Annotated in this window: 20 protein-coding genes; 13 read left to right on the top strand and 7 right to left on the bottom strand. The window is 67.9% G+C overall.

All coding sequences use genetic code 11. The features are described from left to right. Positions 1-1,438, bottom strand: a 1,438-nt coding sequence (locus ACFRIC_RS04730; RefSeq protein ID WP_382779355.1) for an NB-ARC domain-containing protein, incomplete at its 3' end; no start/stop codon positions are given. Positions 1,439-1,461: 23 nt separating this feature from the next. Then, complete coding sequence (locus tag ACFRIC_RS04725; RefSeq protein WP_382779352.1) at positions 1,462-1,899, bottom strand: hypothetical protein; 438 nt, start codon at positions 1,897-1,899, stop codon at positions 1,462-1,464. 836 nt (positions 1,900-2,735) lie between these two features. Between ACFRIC_RS04725 and ACFRIC_RS04720 the strand changes: the two genes are divergently transcribed. Then, on the top strand, positions 2,736-3,191 hold the full coding sequence (locus ACFRIC_RS04720; protein WP_382779350.1) for a hypothetical protein: 456 nt from the start codon (positions 2,736-2,738) through the stop codon (positions 3,189-3,191). A gap of 180 nt (positions 3,192-3,371) precedes the next feature. On the opposite strand, the gene ACFRIC_RS04715 is transcribed toward ACFRIC_RS04720, so the two are convergent. Next, positions 3,372-3,644, bottom strand: coding sequence for a hypothetical protein (locus ACFRIC_RS04715; protein ID WP_382779347.1), 273 nt, complete (start codon positions 3,642-3,644; stop codon positions 3,372-3,374). A 121-nt stretch (positions 3,645-3,765) separates the two neighbouring features. Between ACFRIC_RS04715 and ACFRIC_RS04710 the strand changes: the two genes are divergently transcribed. After that, entirely contained in the window at positions 3,766-4,617 is an 852-nt protein-coding gene (locus tag ACFRIC_RS04710) for a DUF4253 domain-containing protein (protein WP_382779344.1), read from the top strand. An 80-nt stretch (positions 4,618-4,697) separates the two neighbouring features. After that, entirely contained in the window at positions 4,698-5,198 is a 501-nt protein-coding gene (locus ACFRIC_RS04705; RefSeq protein ID WP_382779341.1) for a hypothetical protein, read from the top strand. A 60-nt stretch (positions 5,199-5,258) separates the two neighbouring features. Here the strand turns inward: ACFRIC_RS04705 and ACFRIC_RS04700 are convergent, their stop codons facing one another. Continuing rightward, positions 5,259-6,356 carry a PQQ-binding-like beta-propeller repeat protein gene (locus tag ACFRIC_RS04700; protein ID WP_382779338.1) on the bottom strand — a complete coding sequence of 366 codons (1,098 nt, stop codon included), beginning with the start codon at positions 6,354-6,356 and terminating at the stop codon, positions 5,259-5,261. A gap of 127 nt (positions 6,357-6,483) precedes the next feature. Beyond that, a complete protein-coding gene (locus ACFRIC_RS04695; protein ID WP_382779335.1) occupies positions 6,484-7,041 on the bottom strand; it encodes a hypothetical protein in 558 nt (185 codons plus the stop codon). Positions 7,042-7,227: 186 nt separating this feature from the next. Between ACFRIC_RS04695 and ACFRIC_RS04690 the strand changes: the two genes are divergently transcribed. The 6 genes from ACFRIC_RS04690 to ACFRIC_RS04665 all read left to right on the top strand — a co-directional run bounded on the left by ACFRIC_RS04690 (position 7,228) and on the right by ACFRIC_RS04665 (position 10,978). Next, positions 7,228-7,503: a hypothetical protein gene (locus ACFRIC_RS04690; RefSeq protein WP_382779332.1), complete on the top strand. Its 276-nt coding sequence runs from the start codon at positions 7,228-7,230 to the stop codon at positions 7,501-7,503. A 37-nt stretch (positions 7,504-7,540) separates the two neighbouring features. Continuing rightward, a complete protein-coding gene (locus tag ACFRIC_RS04685) occupies positions 7,541-8,305 on the top strand; it encodes a hypothetical protein (RefSeq protein WP_382779330.1) in 765 nt (254 codons plus the stop codon). 1,150 nt (positions 8,306-9,455) lie between these two features. Continuing rightward, positions 9,456-9,683, top strand: coding sequence for a hypothetical protein (locus tag ACFRIC_RS04680; RefSeq protein WP_382779327.1), 228 nt, complete (start codon positions 9,456-9,458; stop codon positions 9,681-9,683). Between the two features lie 216 nt (positions 9,684-9,899). After that, positions 9,900-10,280, top strand: a complete 381-nt coding sequence (locus tag ACFRIC_RS04675) for a hypothetical protein (protein WP_382779325.1) — start codon at positions 9,900-9,902, stop codon at positions 10,278-10,280. A gap of 128 nt (positions 10,281-10,408) precedes the next feature. Then, entirely contained in the window at positions 10,409-10,783 is a 375-nt protein-coding gene (locus ACFRIC_RS04670) for an SUKH-4 family immunity protein (RefSeq protein WP_382779322.1), read from the top strand. After that, the gene (locus ACFRIC_RS04665) at positions 10,784-10,978 is read left to right on the top strand and encodes a hypothetical protein (protein ID WP_382779319.1); all 195 of its coding nucleotides are present in this window, start codon (positions 10,784-10,786) and stop codon (positions 10,976-10,978) included. Positions 10,979-11,544: 566 nt separating this feature from the next. Here ACFRIC_RS04665 and ACFRIC_RS04660 read toward each other — a convergent pair. Beyond that, positions 11,545-12,789 carry a PQQ-binding-like beta-propeller repeat protein gene (locus ACFRIC_RS04660; protein ID WP_382779316.1) on the bottom strand — a complete coding sequence of 415 codons (1,245 nt, stop codon included), beginning with the start codon at positions 12,787-12,789 and terminating at the stop codon, positions 11,545-11,547. Positions 12,790-13,309: 520 nt separating this feature from the next. Between ACFRIC_RS04660 and ACFRIC_RS04655 the strand changes: the two genes are divergently transcribed. Together ACFRIC_RS04655 and ACFRIC_RS04650 are read left to right on the top strand one after the other, a co-directional pair. Then, a complete protein-coding gene (locus ACFRIC_RS04655; RefSeq protein ID WP_382779314.1) occupies positions 13,310-13,516 on the top strand; it encodes a hypothetical protein in 207 nt (68 codons plus the stop codon). A 292-nt stretch (positions 13,517-13,808) separates the two neighbouring features. Beyond that, a complete protein-coding gene (locus tag ACFRIC_RS04650) occupies positions 13,809-15,494 on the top strand; it encodes a ribonuclease J (protein ID WP_382779312.1) in 1,686 nt (561 codons plus the stop codon). A 260-nt stretch (positions 15,495-15,754) separates the two neighbouring features. On the opposite strand, the gene ACFRIC_RS04645 is transcribed toward ACFRIC_RS04650, so the two are convergent. Beyond that, complete coding sequence (locus ACFRIC_RS04645) at positions 15,755-16,114, bottom strand: CAP domain-containing protein (protein ID WP_382780792.1); 360 nt, start codon at positions 16,112-16,114, stop codon at positions 15,755-15,757. Between ACFRIC_RS04645 and ACFRIC_RS04640 the strand changes: the two genes are divergently transcribed. Further along, a complete protein-coding gene (locus ACFRIC_RS04640) occupies positions 16,014-16,493 on the top strand; it encodes a hypothetical protein (RefSeq protein ID WP_382780870.1) in 480 nt (159 codons plus the stop codon). The two genes, ACFRIC_RS04645 and ACFRIC_RS04640, sit on opposite strands and share 101 nt — an antisense overlap. A 972-nt stretch (positions 16,494-17,465) precedes the next feature. Next, positions 17,466-19,298 carry a S8 family serine peptidase gene (locus ACFRIC_RS04635; RefSeq protein ID WP_382779309.1) on the top strand — a complete coding sequence of 611 codons (1,833 nt, stop codon included), beginning with the start codon at positions 17,466-17,468 and terminating at the stop codon, positions 19,296-19,298. Positions 19,299-19,596: the final 298 nt, after the last annotated feature.

Below are 19,596 nucleotides of genomic sequence, written 5' to 3'. Positions count from 1 at the left end.
CACTGGTCAGCGTGTCGGGGTGGGTGTCGCCCAGTACCTGCTCGCACCGGGCGACGGTGGCCGTATGCAAAGGGATGGCGTGAGCGTCGCGTCCCTGTCGGGACAGGTACTGTGCCGCGTCTCTGTAGGTGTCGGCGGTCTGGGCGGATGTCGGGAGGTGCGGGGCGGTCGTGGCGGCGAGTGCGAACAGGTGGGGCAGGAGGCTTTCCCACCGCGTGATGTCGCTGTCCTGGTCAGGCATGGCCTCACGGGCGAGACGCTCTGCTTCTTGTCGGCCTGGAGGGTAGGTGTCGGGTGCTGTGGTGAGGCTGTGGCGCAGGACGGTTTGCACCAGGCGGTGGATGCTGACGCCCTGGTGATCGTCGGTGAAGGCAATCATGTTGTAGGCGTGCAGCTCGCCCAGTGCGTTACCCAGCGCGAGTGAGTCGGGGGCGAGGGGTGCCAGGAGGTTGCGGGGGATGTCGTCGGGGGCCAGCCATGCCATGGTGTGCAGGAGAGTGACGGCCAGCGGGTCACGGGCGGTGATCGCGGTGAGAGTCTGGCCCCAGATCCGGGCGATGGTGCGTTCGGGATCGTTCACGTCACGGCCCTCGTCCAGGACCAGGCCCAGCGACCGGCGGTAGGTGTCGAGGTCGGTGCCGGTCCGGTAGGCGTAGGCGCCCGCCTGTTCAAGGGCCAGCGGCAGACACCCCAGATCTTCGACGAGCCGACATGCCGCCTCCCGCTGATCACCGGTAGGGATCCGGCCTGGGAAGGCGATGGCGCACAGCAGGTCGGTGCCTTCGTCGGGGGAAAGGAGACCTAGGGCCATCGCCGGGGCTATCGAGTGCCATCCGGTGGCCTTTCGACTGGTGGCCAGGTGCTGCCCGCCGTCCAATGTGCCGAAGTAGGGACGTAAGTGCGCTGGATGCTCGACGTTGTCGAAGATCAGCAGCCAGTCGGGGTGGGCCTGGAGCCACGTGATGGCCCATGCCGCCCGCTGGTCCGTATCGGCCGTCTGTGCCCACTGCGGACACAACCTTGTAGTGATTCCGGCGAGGCTGATCACGATCGACTCGGGAGACTCGGCAGCGATCCACCACACCAGCGTGTACTCACTGCGGTAGCGGTCGGCGTAATGCAGGGCCAGGGTGCTCTTGCCCACTCCGCCCAGCCCGTGGATCGCTCTCGCCCGCGACGGGGACATCTGCGGCTGAACCACGGCGGCGGAGCCCCCGCCCGTCAGCAGCTTCCGCAGTTCGGTCAGCTCACGCTCGCGGCCGACGAATACCCCTGACACCGACTCTGGCAGGAACCCGGCTTTCGCTGGAGCCTGAACGGTGTGCGCCCAGTGCACGGCCTGCGCCGGCAGGACAACGACCCGCGCGTGGTCCCCGCTGATGGCCACATCGATCGACTCGGCCCCGATCGCCCGTTCACCGGATGCCTCTACCTCCACCGGCCGTCCCGAAATCCGCGCACTCACTGCTTGGGCGGGTGAATGGTGGTGTTGTCGCCTGAAGCCGCGATACCGATGTGCTGCGCGCCGATCGCACGTGTACCCGACGCATTCACCGTTGCTCCGCCCGACACGGGCAGCAACGCCGCCAGCTCGCGCACCAGTTCCGCATCCTCCCGCAATGCCCGCTTGAGCTGATGCCGCAGCGCCCCCGCCGCATCCACGTCGTCCGGCTCCTCGACGGCTGTCGCCACAGCTCCTTCCAAAACGGCCCGGCCTTCCTCGTCCCGTCGCCGCCACACCAGATGCAGAATCCGCTGCCCCAGACCCGCTGTCCCCTCGACCGCGGCACCCACCGCAGCCTCTTCAGCCCGGCTCAGGACCGCCGCCCCGTACGTGGTCAAAGCGGCCGACAGATACGGCGTGGCCTGATCCACCAGCTCGACGATCTCCGCACTCACAAACACTCCTGACCATGTGCCATCCGCCCATCGCAGGTGACCAAGCGTAGGAATCGAAGACACTCCGCGAGTACAGAACGGCTAAACCGCCTGCCGCGCATTCTGAGCCTCTAGGCGTCGAAGCAAGGGGCCAGAAGCTCCCCCGCCACCCCAGAAGCCGGGGCAAGGCAGGACTCACACCGGCACGTCCGCAGGTGAGGGCGGCCAGCGCGTGATTCCGATCAGGCGGCGAACCACGGAATACGGCACACATGGGGTGCCGTGCCTTCCGGACATAGAGTCTTGATCACTGTCTTGCGAATCGCTCGCCACGCCCGCAGGGAACACGCCACGTGAACGCGCAACTCGACCGAAGAACGCGCGCCACTGTTCCGACCAGGGTTTTCCCAAGCCCATTGTTCCGCGAGCGTGCCGTACACCTCGGCCGTGGTCAGTTCGCTGCCAGGGAAGGTGTGCGAAACCGTCACACTGACGATCCGGGCGCTCCGGGGCCGCACGGCCTCCTCGACGAGTCCCCGGACCCATGTCAGCCCCTCCTGGTCGGCGAACAGACCGAATCTCAGGGCGCGCGTCCTCATCGAATCTCACCCATCATGGGCGCAGCCTGGCAGCGTCCTTGTCATCGCGGCACCTGAATTTCGCTGCTCCGGTGGCTGGACGGCCCTCAACTTCACGCCGAATAGACGCCAATGACTCAGCCTTGCCGACCGACCAGGTAGACCATGTCGCCAGACATGCGCCGGTCGACGGTCACTCGACCACAGGCTCTCCGTGGAGCGGAGCGAACTGCGTCGAGCTCCTTCCAGACGAGCTGGCCGGCTGATTGCATGGTAATCATGTCAACGCCTCCCGCCCCGAGTGACGAGCAAGCATTCCTCCAGTACCAGGCGGTGGCCGCCCGCCGCGCCGGGTTCGACTCGATGATGTGGCAAGCTCCGGGCCTGGGGTTGACGGCTCAGGCGTTTCTCATGACCATCGCCTTGAGCCCTGACACGGGGCAACTGGCGCAAATCGCCTCCGGGTTGCTGTCGGTGGTCGTCTCCTTCATGTCCGTGCAGCTTCTGGCGAAGCACCGGCGCCATGAACTGGCCGACAGCATCTGGTTGCAGGACTTCGAGAAGAGCCGAGGACTTCCCGAAGTCCACGGTCCAGCGGAAGAGCGCTGCAGAGAAGCCGGAATGCCCTCCAAGGGTCTCGTCAGGTTACGGTCCCACCGCGTCTGGACCATAGGGCTGGTCGTGTTCGGGGGCGTCGGCCTCGCAACGGCCGTTGTCGGTGTGGTGCGGCCCTGATGCGCACTGGGGGACGCGCCGGAGGCGGCCGGGTCAGGGGTTAGTCGTCGGCCTAGGACTTGCCCTCATGTAGCCGTGTCGTGATCCAGACTGTGGCCGTCTCAGGGTCGGGTACGACCGGGAGACCGGGCGGCGCAGGGGGGTCTGCTGTACCGAACCTTGCGGTCAGCCATGGCCTCGTCAGGCGCTCGCGTTCCTCCACAGGTGCCGCTCGTCCAGCGTTCCGAACCGCACGTCTCCGCGCTCAAGGTCGACGAGGATGGGCCAGCAGTCCAACAGTTGCTCCCTGACATCACGCGAGGCGAGGTACTGCACCGAGTTGTACGGCACGATCAGAAGTCCGTTGCTCTGGCAGACGCCCTCCGTGTCGACGGCAAGAGGCGGCTCATACTCTGCCTGGCTGTCCTCGAGGAATGCCACCGCGAGCTGCGATGCTTCGTCCTGCTCCATCATGCGCCTCCACTCCTTCGGCTGACGAAGGCACCCTAACCATCCTGCGATGATCTTCGTACGCCGAGTGCGGGGCTCTTTATCGGGTGCGTGGTGAGTGAGCGGACCGTAGGGTCCCGACATCATGAACACGTTCCTCCACCAGCCACGCCTTGCCGCGGACGATCTGTTTTCCGCTCTACGGACGCTCTTTCCCCAGTCGCAGCCGATGCGGTCCACCACAACTGCGGGCGTTGAGGTGGTGAGCGTGCTCGTGACGTCGGACAGGGTGCGTGACGTATGGGACGAGTGGCGCGGGAAGCACGGTGAGACCGGCTGGTGGCCCTACGTCAGCGGGATATCACCGGAGGGTCTGACCGGTGACGGCCGTCTCCACGAGGGCGTGGACGCTGCGTTTCTGGAGAACATGATGGCCGAGGTCGTGTGCCGGGACCACGATGCGCGCGCGGCATCCATCGTGCTGTCGAGCTTCCTATGGATCAGGGACTTCGCCTGTGCGGAGGAAGGGGAGCTCGAGGAATGGCTTGACGAATATGACCCCGGTCGCCTGGCACCGCGGTTGGGTCATGCGATCGCGGAGCCGCTGCCAGGGGTGTCACGCTGGGCTCCCGAAAATCGGAACACCATGTACTGGAGGGATCAGTGGTGGCTCCACTTCGTTCCGGCGCGAGGAGGCTACGAGGTGCCCGTCTTGCTGCCCGGTCTCATCATGACGGGCAACGGCAGCACCCACTACCTCCACCCAGCCGACGATGCGGCGCTGCTCAGACGCTGGCACGAGCAGTGGGGGGCCGAGCTTTTCTTCGCCTCGGGCCCACGCCTGGAACTCGTCGTCGACAGACCGCCCTTGGACCCCCGGTCCGCCGCACAGGCCGCCACGGAATTGACGGGCTACTGCGAGGACACCGTGGATGACGCTCAGGTCGCCGGCGACGGCATGGCCCGATCGACGGTGTGGTCCCTGTGGTGGGACTGAACCACGCCGTCATCGTCAGCGTCGGGCCCAGATGAAGATGGCGGCGAAGCAGACGCGCGCCCGATGAAAGGTGACCGTGCGTGGGAAGTTTGTTGAGAGGCGTCTCCGGCGTCCGCTGGGGGGAACTGCGCGATGCCCGACAGCTCCCCGCCGGGGACATCCCGCCGCTGCTCTCACGGATCGCGTACGGAGGCGAGGACGCTGCCCGCCTCGCAGTCGACGAACTGGGCGACAGCGTCTGCGCCTTGGGGTTCGTAGTCGGTGAGGCGACCGCTCCGACGGTCCCCTTCCTCCTGGAGCTCGCCGGGGCCCCGTACGTGCCCTGCAAGGCCGAGCTGTTGGATCTACTGGAGAGCATCTACCGGACCGACAACTGGCACTCTTCGGCCGCGGCGGCCGGCGGCCCGAAGCGCACGAGCTTCCGGGAGCAGCCGGCCTGGGAAGCGGCCGCCAGGCAAGCCGTGCACGCGGGCCGACGGGTCATCGAGGGCCTCGCCTCCTCCATGCGGCCGGAAGAGGCCGAACCAGCACGGAAACTGCTGCTGACGATGGACGAGACGCCACCGTTCCCCGACCTCTGAGGAAGGTCGCACGCCTCGGGCACCGCACAGCCACGTTGGCGGAGAGCCCAGGGGCGACGCTCAGTGACCGCTGCGGGACAAGCCTTGGGCCGTCCCTTGGGCCGTCCCTTTCGGATCTTGCCCAGTGGACTCGCGGACGGAGCGGGCTCCCGTGCCGGCTGCGGATGTGGTCAGCCGCTGGGCTTTCGGGCTGACGGTGAAGGAGCCGATGGTGCCCTTCGCCGCGAAGAACAGCCCGCCGTCGTCGGCGGCGGCCAGCGCGTCCAGGCGCCGACCGGTCAGGGAACACCCCTCCACGGTCCGGCCGTCGGGCCCCAACCGCCGGATGCCGCCGTTGGCATCCCCGACCAGGACACCGTCGGCGTACGGCAGAGGGTCGACCACAATCCGCCGATCCGTCTCGACCGACCACGTCGACATCCCGTCGGCGGGATCCACCGCGAGGAACCCCCTGAGTGACCGCATCATCCAGACCGACCCGTGGATGTACCCAACGGCCCCGAACGGTTCGTAGGATCCGAGCCGGTTGGGCTCGTCCGCGCCGATACCGAAGGTCACCAGCGACGAGGCTTCGCAGACCGCCACCACCCGCTCCGCACCCACCGGGACGAACACCCTCCCGTCGGTTCCCGCAAGCGGGTCCGGCAACTGCCACCGAGCCAGGTCGCTCCCGTCGGCCGGATCGAGGAGAACCGCCTCGTGGCCACTGCCGGTCAGCACCCCGCCGGCCCACGCGAGGGACCGTACGGACGTCACCGGCGACGGTGTCGTCCAGCGGACGCCCCCGTCGGCGAGGTCCAGGCCACTCATCGGGGTGTAGCCGCGCCAACCGCCGATCACCACGGTGTCCGACTGGACCGCGAGGTTCCCCGTCCACCGCGGTGTCGGGGCGCTCCACAGCGACGCACCCGTCCGCAGATCGATGCAGGACAGCAGGTTCGGCGTTTGCGGCAACACCAGCACGCGGTCCCCCGCGAGGACGATCCCGCGCGGCCAGGTACCGAGCGGGACGTCCCAGCGCACAGAGCCGTCGACGCGCTCCAGGCAGACCAGCCGGGTGTGCCGCTCGTGCAGGACGACACAGTCAGGCCCGACGACGAAAACGGAAACGCCGCCCCGCTGGTGCAGTTCGCGCTCCCAGAGCACTGTGGCGATCATCGGGCCATCCCACCACAGGCGGCCCGCCCCCGACGACGGTGTTCCAGGGCCGGGAGGGCCGTCCATGGGCTGTCCCGCAATGATCGCGGCTCCGAGTGCGTGGCCACCTGAAGAGCCGACGACGTGCTCAGTTGGTGGTTCGTGGAGTGTCCAGGGAGCGTGCGAAGTCGGCGAGCGTGTGGAAGTCGTTCTCCCGTAGGCCGATCCGCGGGTTGACGTGGTGTAGAAGCCCCGACCCGCGATGGTGGGTGGTCACGTAGGTCTGATCCCGCTCGCTCTGTTCGTCGTCCACCCAGGCGAAGGGACGGCCATGGGCGTGGTCCACCAGCGGACCGGTCTTCCAGTGGACTCCATCAGGGCGCTCCTGGAACAAGGCGTCACCGAAGTCGACGAAGGGAAGTTCCGGAAGGCCGAGCACCGGTGCGATCCACCGGTTGGCGTCGCCCATCCATGTGGTGGCCCAGCACAGCTCGAAACCGAGCCGGAGCAGGTGCCGACCGTGCTCCGGGTTGAGCCAGACCCGCAGGGGGCGACGACGTCGGTACGAGAGGCGCCTGCCCTCTGCTTGAGCCCCGCCGTCCAGGGGCACTCTGAGTGTCGTGTAGCCGTCGGGACGCCTCTCCGGCTTAGCCGCATAGGGGTTGAGCGGCCCGTCCACGTCGAGGAACAACAGTGGTCGGTTCACGGATTCCCCCGGTCGTGCTCGCTGTCGACTGCCCCGAGGAGCGTAGCTGCAGAGATCGTCTCGGTGCTGGGCCGGCCCGGGTGATGATCACGCTGCGGCGCGGAGCCTTCCCGAGAGCGCCTGTCCGACTCGCAGTACTGGGGCCGGCACCAAGGCCCGCTTACCTACCGGTGGGCGTGGATCGCCTTGGACGGCACCGGCACCGGCACCGGCACCGGCCGCCAACTGCTGGTCCGCCGCAACACCGCCACCGGCAAGTGCGCGTTCTCCCTGTGCTCCACCCCGCAACCGACGCCGCTGTCGACGCTCGTGCGGGTCGCCGGGGTGCGCTGGCCGATCGAGGAGTGCTCGCACCGACCTCTCCGCTTCGCGTGGGGCGGGGAATGTCTGATGCCCCATTGTGATGCGCGGTTGTACAACCCCATGCGGATGTTGACGGTCTGTAAGGCGCTGGAGGGATGAACCTTCGGTGCATTTCCGCAAGGAGATTGGGGATCAGGTGGGGAAGCAGGTCTGGAGAGTCCTCGTGGCCGGTGGTGCGGCGGCGGTGTTCACGGCCGTGGCCGCGGTGCCGGCCGGGGCGGCCGAGGGTGGGGTCTCGTTCAGCCGTGTCCAGGTGAACGGCGGCAAGTCGATTGTGATCGGGGTGTCGAACGAGGTCGCGGTGCCCGCCTCCTTCCGGATGGCGACCACGCACAAGTGGAAGTGGCCGGCGGTGTTCCTGTACCGCAGTGGCTCGGGTGATCGGCTGTGGCACGCCATCGAGACGAGCGACTGCATCAAGGTGAGCTCGGGCGTCTGCGACTTCAACGAGACGATGTACTTCGACCCGAGCGTGTGGGACATGCATAACAGCGAGGCCGGGGCCTGGAAGGTCGGGGCCGAGGTGTCCTTCGAGGGCGGCGGCGGTGACACCGACGACAAGGGTCTGACGGTTGACGTCAAGCGCAACTCCCGCCTGACCGTCAACGCCTCGCCCGAACCGGTGTCCAAGGACAAGACCATCACCGTGACCGGAAAGGTCACGCGGGCCAACTGGGAGACCAGGAAGTACGCCTCCTACGGAGGCCGCCTGGTGAGCCTGCAGTTCAAGCCTGACGGCGCCGCCGCCTACACCACGGTGAAGAAGGTGTACGCGAACGGCTCGGGTGATCTCAGGACGACCGTGAAGGCCTCCAAGACGGGCACGTGGCGCTGGGTGTACTACGGCAACACCACCACCGGGCCGTCGACGTCGTCCGGGGACAACGTCGTGGTGAAGTGATGTCCGCGGTGCTGGCGGGCTGGTAGGGGCCAAGCCGGCGGTAACCGCGGCTGCGACGGTCAAGGTGGCGGGTCCGCCCCGATCGCGGCGGACCCGCCACCTTGCGAGGAAAGCCATGCGTCCGGGCCGGCCAAGCAGACTGGCCAGCCGTCATCGGTCCGCCGCAGCCGAGCTGACGTGCCCTCTGAGGGCGTTGGTTGATCTCGTGCGAACGAGCGGGGAACACCGGGGAGCGGCGGACGCCGACCTGCGCCGGGAAAGAGAACGGCCCCTGACTGTTCCTGCTCCACCGGATCAGCCACGCTACTGGCTTGCGGCGTCGACCAGAGCAAGCCCGTTCACCCGCATCGAAGACGCCGCTGTCTGTACGGCCCGGAACCTGTCGAGGGAGACTGTGAGCATGGGGGACGTACTCAGCAATGGCTCGGACCGACCGCCCTGGAGACCGCCGCGTCGGCTCATCGCTGTGGCCGTAGCCGTGGCCCTGTCCGCGGCGCTCGTGGTGGGCATCGTGGCCGTGAGCGGCCCCGACGAACAGGCCCCGGCAGCACCCGTTAGTTCGTCGTCGGCGTCGCCGTCCGGCCGTGCCTTTCCTGATGGCCCGGACGCGACTGTCAGGGCGGGGCAGACCCCCGGCATGGTGATCACAGGCTTACGACTGTCTCAGGGTGCCACGCTGATCAGGCGTGATCGCAGAGCGGACGCAGGCCCGTCGACGGTGGTCGTACGACGTTCAAACGGTTCTCTGGGACGGCACAGCGCGGTGGTCACGTTCCCCGTACCTGCGCCGACAGGGGGGCGCCCGGTCCTGGTCGGCGGCGTCTCGGGAAGGACCCTTGAGCGAGAGATCACCTGGCCAGTCGGTGGCTCATACGCACGAGTCCGAGGGGATCTGCCGCAGTCCGAGCTGATCGCTGTCGCTGCCGCCACCAGCAACGCCTCGGGCCGCCCCGAGGTCGAATCACCGCCCGGACTTTCGGTAACGGCCACAGGCACCTCACGCCCGACCTACATATACGAGGCCCGATACAGCTCAACCGGGACCGGGGAGGAAGACGCGCTCTCAGGCGGCCTGACCTTCACCGGCGTCGCCCGATGCGGCGGCTTCGAAGACCAGTTGTACGCCGCCGACGTTCAGACGGCAGGGACGGTGAAGGGCAAGCCCGCGATCATCACGTCTGCGTTCGGTGGCAACGGCGCGCTGGCCTGGGAGCCGGTGCCCGGCGTCGTGGCGTACATCGGCTACAGCGGGGCCCAACTCGACAAAGGTGCCATCGCCGCCCTGCGCCGTCTGGCCGCGCGGACACGTCTGCTGAATCCTGAGCAGTGGCAGGCCACCCGCCCTACAACGAGCGACCAGATCAACAACTTCGGCTGATTCGACCGAAATCCAAAGCCGTAGAGCCGACCCTCTCCACCCCAGCACAACGTGCACTGACGTGCCAGGTCTCCAACCTGCGACGGTGTGGTCAATCAACGCTGCGACCTGCGACATAGAGATCTGCCGTGGAAACGTAAGCCCGACTGAGGCCGAAGGGCCGGGAGAATGATCCACCTTGGTGATCGGTAAAGGCGGCAGACCGGAGGCGATGAGATGTTGCAGGTGCTGTACAGCGGGGGGACCAGAGAAATCGAGCTCTCTGGGGCGCGTCCAGAGCTCTTGGCGCTCGGACACCTGCTGCGGGGGAAGGCCGGAAGCTGCGATCTCTCCGAGAACCGGCACCCTTTTCCCTACGAAAGGTCGTTGTCCGAGATCGCGTTCCGGGAGGACCCGGAGGGCGACACCGCCTCGATCGTCGCGGAGGACGAGATCCTGAGGATCCGGGGAGGGCGAAAAGCTCTCGACCTTCTCGCCGACAACATCGAGGGCTTCGCCTCCGAGGCAGATGCAAGCGATCACTGTCACGTCGACTCCCCGACCTACGACTACATCGCGCCCGAGTCGGACCCGCTGGTGATTGCCTTCATGAAGTGAGCGGAGAGCCTTCGGCTGTACGGCGGTTGAGCCCGCAGGCATCGGTGCGAGGGAGCGGTCGTGGGCCTGGTCGGATTATCGGTCGGCCTCGGGTGAGTCGGCGGACGCTTCCGGGGCCGGAGGTAATCGTGGCGCTGTTCTATGAGGGCCTGACCTACGACGATCTCGTCGACTGGGCGGGCGGACAGGGAGTGACCCGCGCCAATGGGTCTGAAGTGGGTGACTGGCGGATCCCGGACGCTGACAAGACGGTCCTGATGGAGGTCGGCATTCCTCACACCGAGGACACGCCTCTCACCCGGGTGTGTTTTCAGGAAGGACCTCAGCCGTCGTTGCCGACCTCTGATGGAAGATTGCTGTACCGCCTGGCCGAGAGACAGCTCTCGGACCTCCCGGACGGTGCCCTGACGGCCTCGTGGGCCGTGGAGCCGGCCACCGGAACTGTCTATTACGTTCAGCCGGACGGCGAGCCGTGGTTTGCCAACTCCTCCGTCGGCCTCTAGGTGCAGTGCCTGCACCACTACGGGCTGTGGGTCGACACGTGCGACCTGCTCCTCAACCCCGACGACCACGAGGAAGCCGCTGTCTTGGCCGAGTTGGAAGAGCTGGCGGCCGAACTGGAGGAATGCGACCCGCCAGCGTTCGCGGGGTACCAGGGATACATCTGGGCCGAGTTCCTGGGTCGCTGGCTGTGGTGATGCGGTCCAGGCCTGGAAGGCGACACGCCTCACGCCAGGTTGGGAAGATAGGGGCGTTTGGGGGAAGGTGCCGGGCTGACCTGCGGCAAAGCGGTGTCGCAGCTTGGGCATCCGTCGCCTGGATCCCCGGGGTTCCCGGATCCAAGCCCGGTCTGGCGTCCGCCGACGGCCGGGGTGACGGCCGGACAGAGTCGCCGACGTACGCACCTGTCCGGCGTCGTTGACGTCAGCCGTAGATGTCATCCTGTGCGCCGCGGACCCCTTCCGGCGCAAGGCCGGTCCTGCTTGGGAGCCGTTCAGAGGATTTCGGCGACGCCCATTGCCGCGAAGCCTTCGGGGTCGCACTGGCCCCAGTACCAGGCACTCAGGGCCGGGTCGGCTGTGGCGAGGGCGCTGATGAGCAGTCCGCCGGCGGTGATGGTCTGAAGTGCTTCGGCCGGCGAGGCAGTGGGGCGGACGTTCAGGTCGATGGGAAGGTAGACGTCGGTGGGCTGTACCGTCGGCTGCCTGCGTAGGCCAGCAGGTCATGGCCGATGTGGGCACCCGCCTGGTTCCTGAGTCGGCGGTCAGTCCGTGACGATCAGCAGGTCTCCCCCATCGTCGCGCCAGCCGACGCCCACCGCGCCGTCGCTTACGTCGCCGATGACGAGCTTCTCGTAGTCGGCGGTCTCATCGTCCGCCGTCATGGTCGGCAGCCGCAGGGTGTGGAGGAGGCGTCCCGTGTCCGCGTCGAGAACGAGCAGGTCGGCGAGGAACTGGCTGCCGGCGTCCGCCGCGGTGAGATACGGCTGGCGTACGACGTACACCCGGCCGTCTGCGATCTTAGGAAGCCCGTACTCATGGTCGCTCGGTGCCCGCAACTGCCAGGACAGATGTCCGTCCACGGCGTCGAAGGCGCTCAAGAGGGTGTCGTGTTTGCTGGCACGGTTCTTCGGGTTGGTGCCGGACAGCACGGTGCTGTCACCCACAGCGACCACGTCCCACTTGTCCAGCGGGAGATCGGTGCGTGGAGAGATCCCATGACGGTTCACGTCGAGCAACTGGATGGTCTGCCGGTGATCCGGGTCCGGAGCGATCAACGTGTGCCCACCGCCCCAGGTCGTCAGATCCGGGTCCACGGTGCGTCGATGCCAAAGGACCTTGCCCGTGCGGTTGTCGACACCCATGAGCAGGCCGACGTCGTCAGGGCCGTAGCGTCCCGAGCCGTTGCACAACACCTGTATGGCGCTCAGATGGTCCGACAGGGTGTGGACGGACCTGAGGAATACTTCGTGACACCATTTGGGCGTCTTCGCCGTCCACAGATTCCGGCCGTCGCGCTCGTCGAAGGCGCGCACGGCACCGGGGTCCTCGGTCACAGCCTGGCCTCCGGCGATCTTCACGTTCCGACCACGGTCGCCTGCCTGTATCTCCGCGTGCCACAACAGCTTGCCGGTGCGCAGATCGAGGGCGACGAGCTTCCCGTCGGTGAAGCGGGCCACCGCCGTGCGTTCCGACGCCCCGAACTGCCACACCAAGGCGTCGTCCACATCATGGCGCTCGTAGTGCCAGTACTCCTTGCCGGTCCGCACGTTGACGGCCGCCATGCCGTTGTACTTGTCCGTGTACTCGTCCGTCCACCGCAGGGACAACCCGTGCACCAGGACCTGATCACCCTCCGGAAGGCTTATGACGTGTTCAGGCGCGACCGGGGCCTCGGCGGCGAACACGGCAGGAAAGGGGCCGTGGGCTCCCGTGAACACGTCCCGTGTCATGTACCAGCTGTCCAGGGCGTAGGCCACTTTGAAGAACAGGAGCACCGCCAAGAACACATAGATTTTCCAAGGGCGGTTCCAGAGCCATCCCGCGCGGCTCTTTTCGGCCCTTCCGGGTATCCCCGGCAGTCCCACCCCTGGTTCTCCCAGCAAATTCATCCGCTGTACCACGATCGTGCCCCCCATGACCCTGCTCCTGTCACCGTGACGGGGCAGCTCAGGGATCTTCACTCCCCTTCAGGGGGCAAGCAAGTCAGGCACCGTCGAAAGCCTGTCTCCACACTGACGTGCTCTCGAGATATCAGACTGAATCACGCCTAACAGACATTCAGCTTGATTCGTCGCATTCGCATCCAGAGTGCACGCTCTGGACATCACCCGCGCCCAGACTCCCCAGGCACAGGCCGTCTGACCATGCCCCCCACGCCGATGGGCTTCGCGGTGCTTGGACCTGGTGACGGTCGCTCGGTCGCTCGGTCGCACGGAGGTTGCTGTACTTCGCTGCTGTACGGCAGACCTGGATGGTCCGTCTGGACGGGACAGCATTGACGGCTGGCGCTTGGGTGATCATGGGCACATGGAATCGTGGACGATCAGACACTTCTCCCAGGCGAACCCGGAGGGAACCGGGCAGGATGACGTGCCTGCGCTGCTCCGTAGGGTCGCGGACTCCATCGAAGACCTCGGCTTGGTCGAGGTTCAGGATCTCGTCATGCATACGGAGATCACCGCGGACGGCTATCGGCCGAGTCTTACGGTCTACTACCACGACGCCGAAGACTGATCCGGGCTGTACACGGACGCTTTGCGCTTGCCCCCCGCTGAACCTCGCCCTCCCAGCCCACCACTTACCCCAACTCCGATCCCGTCTGCCCCCTGCTAGCGACGCGGACACAGCCCCTGAAAGCTGCCCGGCAATCTGGACAAGCACCGTTGCAGTACCAGGAGCCGGGCCCTGCAAGCGGCCGGTCAGACGGTCGTCGGCCTGCTGTCGGCACCGCTCGATCCGCTCGGCAGGAGGAACGATCGCCCAGGCAATGGATCACGTCGTCCCATTCTCCGGGTAACGTCCAGGCATGAGTCATCCACACCCCGAGCTGAAAGCCGCTCCGCCCCTTCCCGAAGGAGGGCTGCGGGTCATCGCCCTGGGCGGCCTGGGCGAGATCGGCCGCAACATGACCGTCTTCGAGTACGCCGGCAAGCTGCTCATCGTCGACTGCGGCGTGCTGTTCCCCGAAGAGAACCAGCCCGGCGTAGACGTGATCCTTCCGGACTTCACCTCCATCCGGGACCGACTGGACGACATCGTGGCCGTGGTCCTCACCCACGGTCACGAGGACCACATCGGCGGCGTGCCCTACCTGCTGCGCGAGCGGTCCGACATTCCCATCGTCGCCTCCAAGCTGACGCTGGCGTTCCTGGAGGCCAAGCTCAAGGAACACGGCATCCGGCCGCGCACGGTGCGCGTACGGGAGGGCGACCGGCGCAGCTTCGGGCCCTTCGACTGCGAGTTCGTGGCGGTCAACCACTCCATCCCGGACGGCCTCGCGGTCGCGATCCGCACCGGCGCCGGGATGGTGCTGCACACCGGCGACTTCAAGATGGACCAGTTCCCTCTCGACGACCGCATCACCGATCTACGTGCCTTCGCCCGCCTCGGCGAGGAGGGTGTGGACCTGTTCCTCACCGACTCCACCAACGCCGAAGTACCCGGCTTCACCACCTCCGAGCGTGAGTTGAACCCGGCGATCGAGCAGGTGCTGCGCACCGCGCCGCGCCGGGTCATCGTCTCCAGCTTCGCCAGCCATGTGCACCGCATCCAGCAGGTCCTGGACGCCGCCCACCAGCACGGCCGCAAGGTCGCCTTCGTCGGCCGGTCGATGGTCCGCAACATGGGAATCGCCCGTGACCTGGGCTATCTGAAGGTCCCCTCCGGTCTGGTCGTGAGCACCAAGGAACTGGAGAAGCTCCCGGACCACAAGATCACTCTGGTGTGCACCGGCTCCCAGGGTGAACCGATGGCGGCGCTGTCCCGCATGGCCAACCGCGACCACCAGATCCGTATCGGCAAGGGCGACACCGTCCTGCTCGCCAGCTCCCTCATCCCCGGCAACGAGAGCGCCATCTACCGCGTCATCAACGGGCTCACCCGGTGGGGCGCCCACGTGGTCCACAAGGGCAACGCCAAGGTCCACGTCTCCGGGCACGCCAGCGCCGGCGAACTCGTCTACTGCTACAACATCGTCAAACCCCGCAATGTCATGCCCGTGCACGGCGAGTGGCGCCACCTGCAGGCCAACGGCGACCTCGCCATCCGTACCGGTGTCGACCCGGACCGGGTCGTCATCGCCGAGGACGGCGTCGTCGTCGACCTCGTCGACGGCCGCGCGTCCATCACCGGGAAGGTCCCCGCAGGCTACGTCTACGTGGACGGGATGGAGGTCGGCGGCGTCACCGAAGCCTCCCTCAAGGACCGCCGCACGCTCGGGGAGGAGGGGGTGGTCACGGTGGTGGCGATCGTCGACGCCGACACCGGCGCCCTCGCCGAAGCCCCCGACTTCCTGGCCCGCGGCTTCGCCCATGACGACAGCACCTTCGAGCCGGTCGTCCCCGTCATCGAGAAGACCCTGGCCACCGCCGCCGCCGAAGGCGTCGGAGACGCGATCCAACTCGAACAGCTCATCGCCCGCGCCGTGGCGAACTGGGCGTTTCGCACCTACCGTCGCAGGCCTCTCATCATCCCCGTCATCATCGACGCCTGAGCCCCTCAGTTCCTGCGGGAGAGTGAGGGACGGAATGCCATGCCGAGCCATCGGCCTGTGTGATCGGCACCCAGAGCGTCGAGATCTCCACCAGCGGTCCCGCCGCCGGCCGCTCCGGAGCGAGCGGAGCGGCCGGCGGGCGGCGGGCGGCGGGCGGCGGGCGGCGGGCGGCGGGCGGCGGGCGGCGGCCAGCGTGATGGTCGGCGGCCGCGGCCGGCGTGATGGTCGGCGGCCTGTGACGGGCGTGGGGCCCGTCAGCGTCAGCGGGCCGTGCCGAAGTCCTGCGTCCAGTAGTTGCCGGGCTGCGCCACCCCCACGCCGATCTCCTTGAAGCCGCAGTCCAGGATGTTGCGCTTGTGGCCGGCGCTGGCCATCCAGCCCGCCATGACCTGCTCGGGCGTGGAGTACCCGTACGCGACGTTCTCGCCGTAGGTGCTCCAGAGGTAGCCCGCGCGCGTGATCCGCTGTCCCGGGTCGGACCCGTCGGAACCGGTGTGCGACATGGTGTTGTGGCTCGCCATGTCCGCGCTGTGGGCCTGGGCGGCAGACGAGAGCTTCGCGTTCAGGACGAGCGGGGAGCAACCGACCTTGGCGCGCTCGCTGTTGACCAGGGCGACCACGCGGGCGACGGCGGCGGACGCGGGGGTCGCCGTGCTTGCGGCGGGTGCCGTGACGGTGGGCGGCTTCGGTGCGGCGGCCGTCGAGGGGGGCGCGGCGGTCGGCTTCGGCGCGGCAGCGGTCCTCGTAGGGGCCGCAGTCCTAGTCGGGACGGTGGTCCTCGTCGGGGCCGGCGGGGTGGCCGCCTTCGAGACGGGCGCCTTGGACTTCTTCGAGGCTGGTGCCTCAGTCCTGGGAGAGGTCGTCGGGGAGGCCGAGGGCGAAGCCGTGGCGGTGGGCTTCGCGGTTCGGACGTCCCGCCTCCGGTGCCCGTCCCAGGACCCCTTCCTCCCGTCCGTCCGGTGTCCGTCCCAGGACGCCTTCCTCCCGTCCGTCCGGTGACCGCTGGACGTGGCGGTGATGGCCTCGGCTCCTCCGTCGCCCATGCACGCCATGGCGGCGGACGGCACCGCCACCGCGCCCATGGCCAGAACGGCAACGGCTATGGGCCTGCGGCGCGTCTTCCGGCCGTGCTTCCGGTGGTTCCTCATGCGGACCTCGTTCGGTCGACTCTCTTTGCGCCTCCGGCGGGCTCGGCTTCACACAGACACCTGTGCTTGACCTGCGGGGACGCCTTGCGGGGCCGTCATTGTTAAAAGCCGAGGGAGGGCACGACAACGGGGGCTTCTACTACCTCACCTAGTAGACAATGGGCACTCTTGAATCCGGCCCGGGACTGTGCCGGGCCGCCTCGCCGGACGTCGACGACGCCTCACATTCCGTCAGAAGGGCGGCAGAGGCGGTCCGGCGGCTCGGGGCCGGGGACCCGGTCCAGTGACCCCGGCCGAGATGCCTCGTATGCCCGCTTCCACATGCCAGATCCGCCTATATCGGCCACACGCCACGTACTATCGCGGCACGTTGATGAGGACCGGGCGCGTGAGGGATGTCACTGCCTTGCCCTGCAACCCTTTCGGTGACCTGCGCGCCGGGGGGAGTCAGGCGGCGGTGACCGTGCGGGGGAGCGCGTCGAGGTCGTCGGCGTGGATGCCGTGACGTCCGTCGGTGTCGGCGGCCGGGCAGCAGCGCGGCCTGCCCGGCGGCGGGCTCGTCACCGAACTGCAGGCACAACCCGGTCAGCCACCCCACCGGCAGTCGACCCACCCCGTCGACGGCCGGCATCAGGTCGGCGGCGTACGTCAGGACGCGGTCGACGTCGTCGAGCTCCCGTGGATCCCGACCCCCCGATGCCCGGAGTACGTCTTTTTTCAGCCATTCCCCCACAACGCCCCTGTACGGAAAGGTACTTCCGTACAGGAGCACGAGCCTGACATCTTGCATCCACCACTCGTTTCGTACGGCCCCACTGGTGTCATGAGCACGGCGGGGCTGTCTCCGGAGGACGCATTGATACCCCACATATCAAACCGGACCAGACGCACGCTGGTCCTGGCGGCCGCGGTCGGCGCCGCCTTCGCGTTCGGCGCCCCGGGCGCCCTCGCGGGCACGCTCCCCGTCGGCCCCTCCCCCGTGCCGGCCACCAAGGCCCACGCTCCGGCCACCGCGCCGGCTTCTCAGAGTGCGGCCTGGGTGGCCGGCACGCGTGCCTACCTCGTGATCACCGCCCCCGGTGACAGTTCGGCGGTCCGCTCCGCGATAGCGGCCAACGGCGGCACCGTGTTCTCGAACTTCGACGCCATCGGCGTGATCGTCGCCCACTCTGCGTCCAGCGGTTTCGCCGCCACCATGCGCGGCGTCGCGGGCGTGCAGCAGGTCGGCGCCACGCGCACCTCGGACGTCCCGGCCGACGCCTACAACCCCGCGCTCCCGGCCAATCCGGCCCAGGCCTCGACCCCGGCCGGAGAACCGGTCCGGGCCGACATGAGCCAGATCAAGGCCGACCAGGCCTGGGCCGTGAACCCGGGCTCCGCCTCCGTCACGGTCGGCATCCTGGACACCGGTGTGGACGACCAGCACCAGGACCTGGCACCCAACTTCGACGCGGCCGACTCGGTCTCCTGCGCCTACGGCAAGCCCGACACCCGTGTCGGCGCCTGGCGGGACGTCGACACGCACGGCACCCACGTAGCGGGCACCATCGCCGCGGCCAAGAACGGCAAGGGTGTCGTGGGCGTGGCCCCCGGCGTGAAGATCGCCGCGGTCCGGGTCGCCGAACCGGGCAACTCCTTCTTCTTCGCCGAGAACACCATCTGCGGCTTCGTCTGGGCCGGTGACCACGGCTTCAAGGTCACCAACAACAGCTACTACACGGACCCGTGGCAGTTCAACTGCCCGGACAACATCGACCAGGCCGCCATCATCGAGGGCGTCAAGCGCGCCCAGGAGTACGCAGAGGGCAAGGGCTCCCTCCAGATCGCCGCCGCGGGCAACGAGAACTACGACCTCGCCCACAAGACGACCGACTCCGCGAGCCCGAACGACTCGACGCCGGTCACCCGCACGATCACCAACGCCTGCCTCGACATCCCGACCGAGCTGCCGGGCGTGGTCACGGTCGCGGCCAACGGTACGGGTGTCACCAAGGCCTCGTTCTCCAACTTCGGGCAGGGCGTCATCGACGTCGCGGCGCCGGGCAGCAACGTGTACTCCACCGTCCCCGGCGGCGGCTACGGCAGCAAGAGCGGCACCTCGATGGCCACCCCGCATGTCGTCGGCGTGGCGGCACTGATCGCCAGTGCCAACCCGGGCATCACCCCGGCGCAGATCCGGGCCAAGCTGGCCGCCCAGGCCAACGACGTCGCCTGCCCCTCGGACAGCCGCTGCACGGGCACGACGGCCAACAATGCGTTCTTCGGCGAAGGACAGGTCGACGCCCTCAAGGCCGTCGGGACCACCCCGCCGCCCGGTAAGTACTTCGAGAACCTCGCGGACTTCGCCATCAACGACAACGCGACCGTGGAAAGCCCGATCGCCGTGACCGGCGTGACCGGCAACGCGCCGGCCACCCTCAAGGTGGGTGTGGACATCAAGCACACCTACATCGGTGATCTGAAGGTCGACCTGGTGGCGCCGGACGGCACCGTCTACACGCTGCACAACCACGCCGGCGGCAGCGCCGACAACATCGCCCAGGCCTACACCGTGAACGCCTCCTCGGAGGTCGCGAACGGCACCTGGAAGCTGCGCGTCAACGACAACGCCGCCTCCGACACAGGCAAGATCGACGCCTGGAACCTGACCTTCTAGCGCAGAGCCCGGCAACACCCGCGTACAACACGCACTGCACTGGCGACAGCTCCTTGCCCGCGGCCACGGACAGGGCGGGCTGGGGTCTGATCGGCCAGGGCTGCGAACTACCGGCGGGCAGAGGGCACATGGGCCCCGACAGCGGTGAGCGCCGCGGTCGGGGCCATTTGCCGGAAGCGTCCGGAAGCCCGCGAACGGCCCGGGGCCCGTCCGGCTCACCGTGCGCCTCCCTGCGGAGTTGTAGGGCCGTTCGTCTGGAAGGCGCACATCACGGCGACCGGTGATCAGCTTCCACCGC

The sequence above is a fragment of the Streptomyces sp. NPDC056738 genome (assembly GCF_042790435.1).
Lineage (GTDB): Bacteria > Actinomycetota > Actinomycetes > Streptomycetales > Streptomycetaceae > Streptomyces.
The sequence above is the reverse complement of the archived record's forward strand: the minus strand, read 5'-3'. Positions and strand labels throughout refer to the sequence as shown.

Bases quoted from the DNA above. Each gene is read 5' to 3' on its own strand.
- ACFRIC_RS04720 (WP_382779350.1), top strand. From the start codon at position 2,736: ATGTCAACGCCTCCCGCCCCGAGTGACGAGCAAGCATTCCTCCAGTAC.
- ACFRIC_RS04715 (WP_382779347.1), bottom strand. From the start codon at position 3,644: ATGATGGAGCAGGACGAAGCATCGCAGCTCGCGGTGGCATTCCTCGAG.
- ACFRIC_RS04710 (WP_382779344.1), top strand. From the start codon at position 3,766: ATGAACACGTTCCTCCACCAGCCACGCCTTGCCGCGGACGATCTGTTT.
- ACFRIC_RS04700 (WP_382779338.1), bottom strand. From the start codon at position 6,356: ATGATCGCCACAGTGCTCTGGGAGCGCGAACTGCACCAGCGGGGCGGC.
- ACFRIC_RS04675 (WP_382779325.1), top strand. From the start codon at position 9,900: ATGTTGCAGGTGCTGTACAGCGGGGGGACCAGAGAAATCGAGCTCTCT.
- ACFRIC_RS04655 (WP_382779314.1), top strand. From the start codon at position 13,310: ATGGAATCGTGGACGATCAGACACTTCTCCCAGGCGAACCCGGAGGGA.
- ACFRIC_RS04650 (WP_382779312.1), top strand. From the start codon at position 13,809: ATGAGTCATCCACACCCCGAGCTGAAAGCCGCTCCGCCCCTTCCCGAA.
- ACFRIC_RS04640 (WP_382780870.1), top strand. From the start codon at position 16,014: ATGTCCGCGCTGTGGGCCTGGGCGGCAGACGAGAGCTTCGCGTTCAGG.
- ACFRIC_RS04635 (WP_382779309.1), top strand. From the start codon at position 17,466: ATGAGCACGGCGGGGCTGTCTCCGGAGGACGCATTGATACCCCACATA.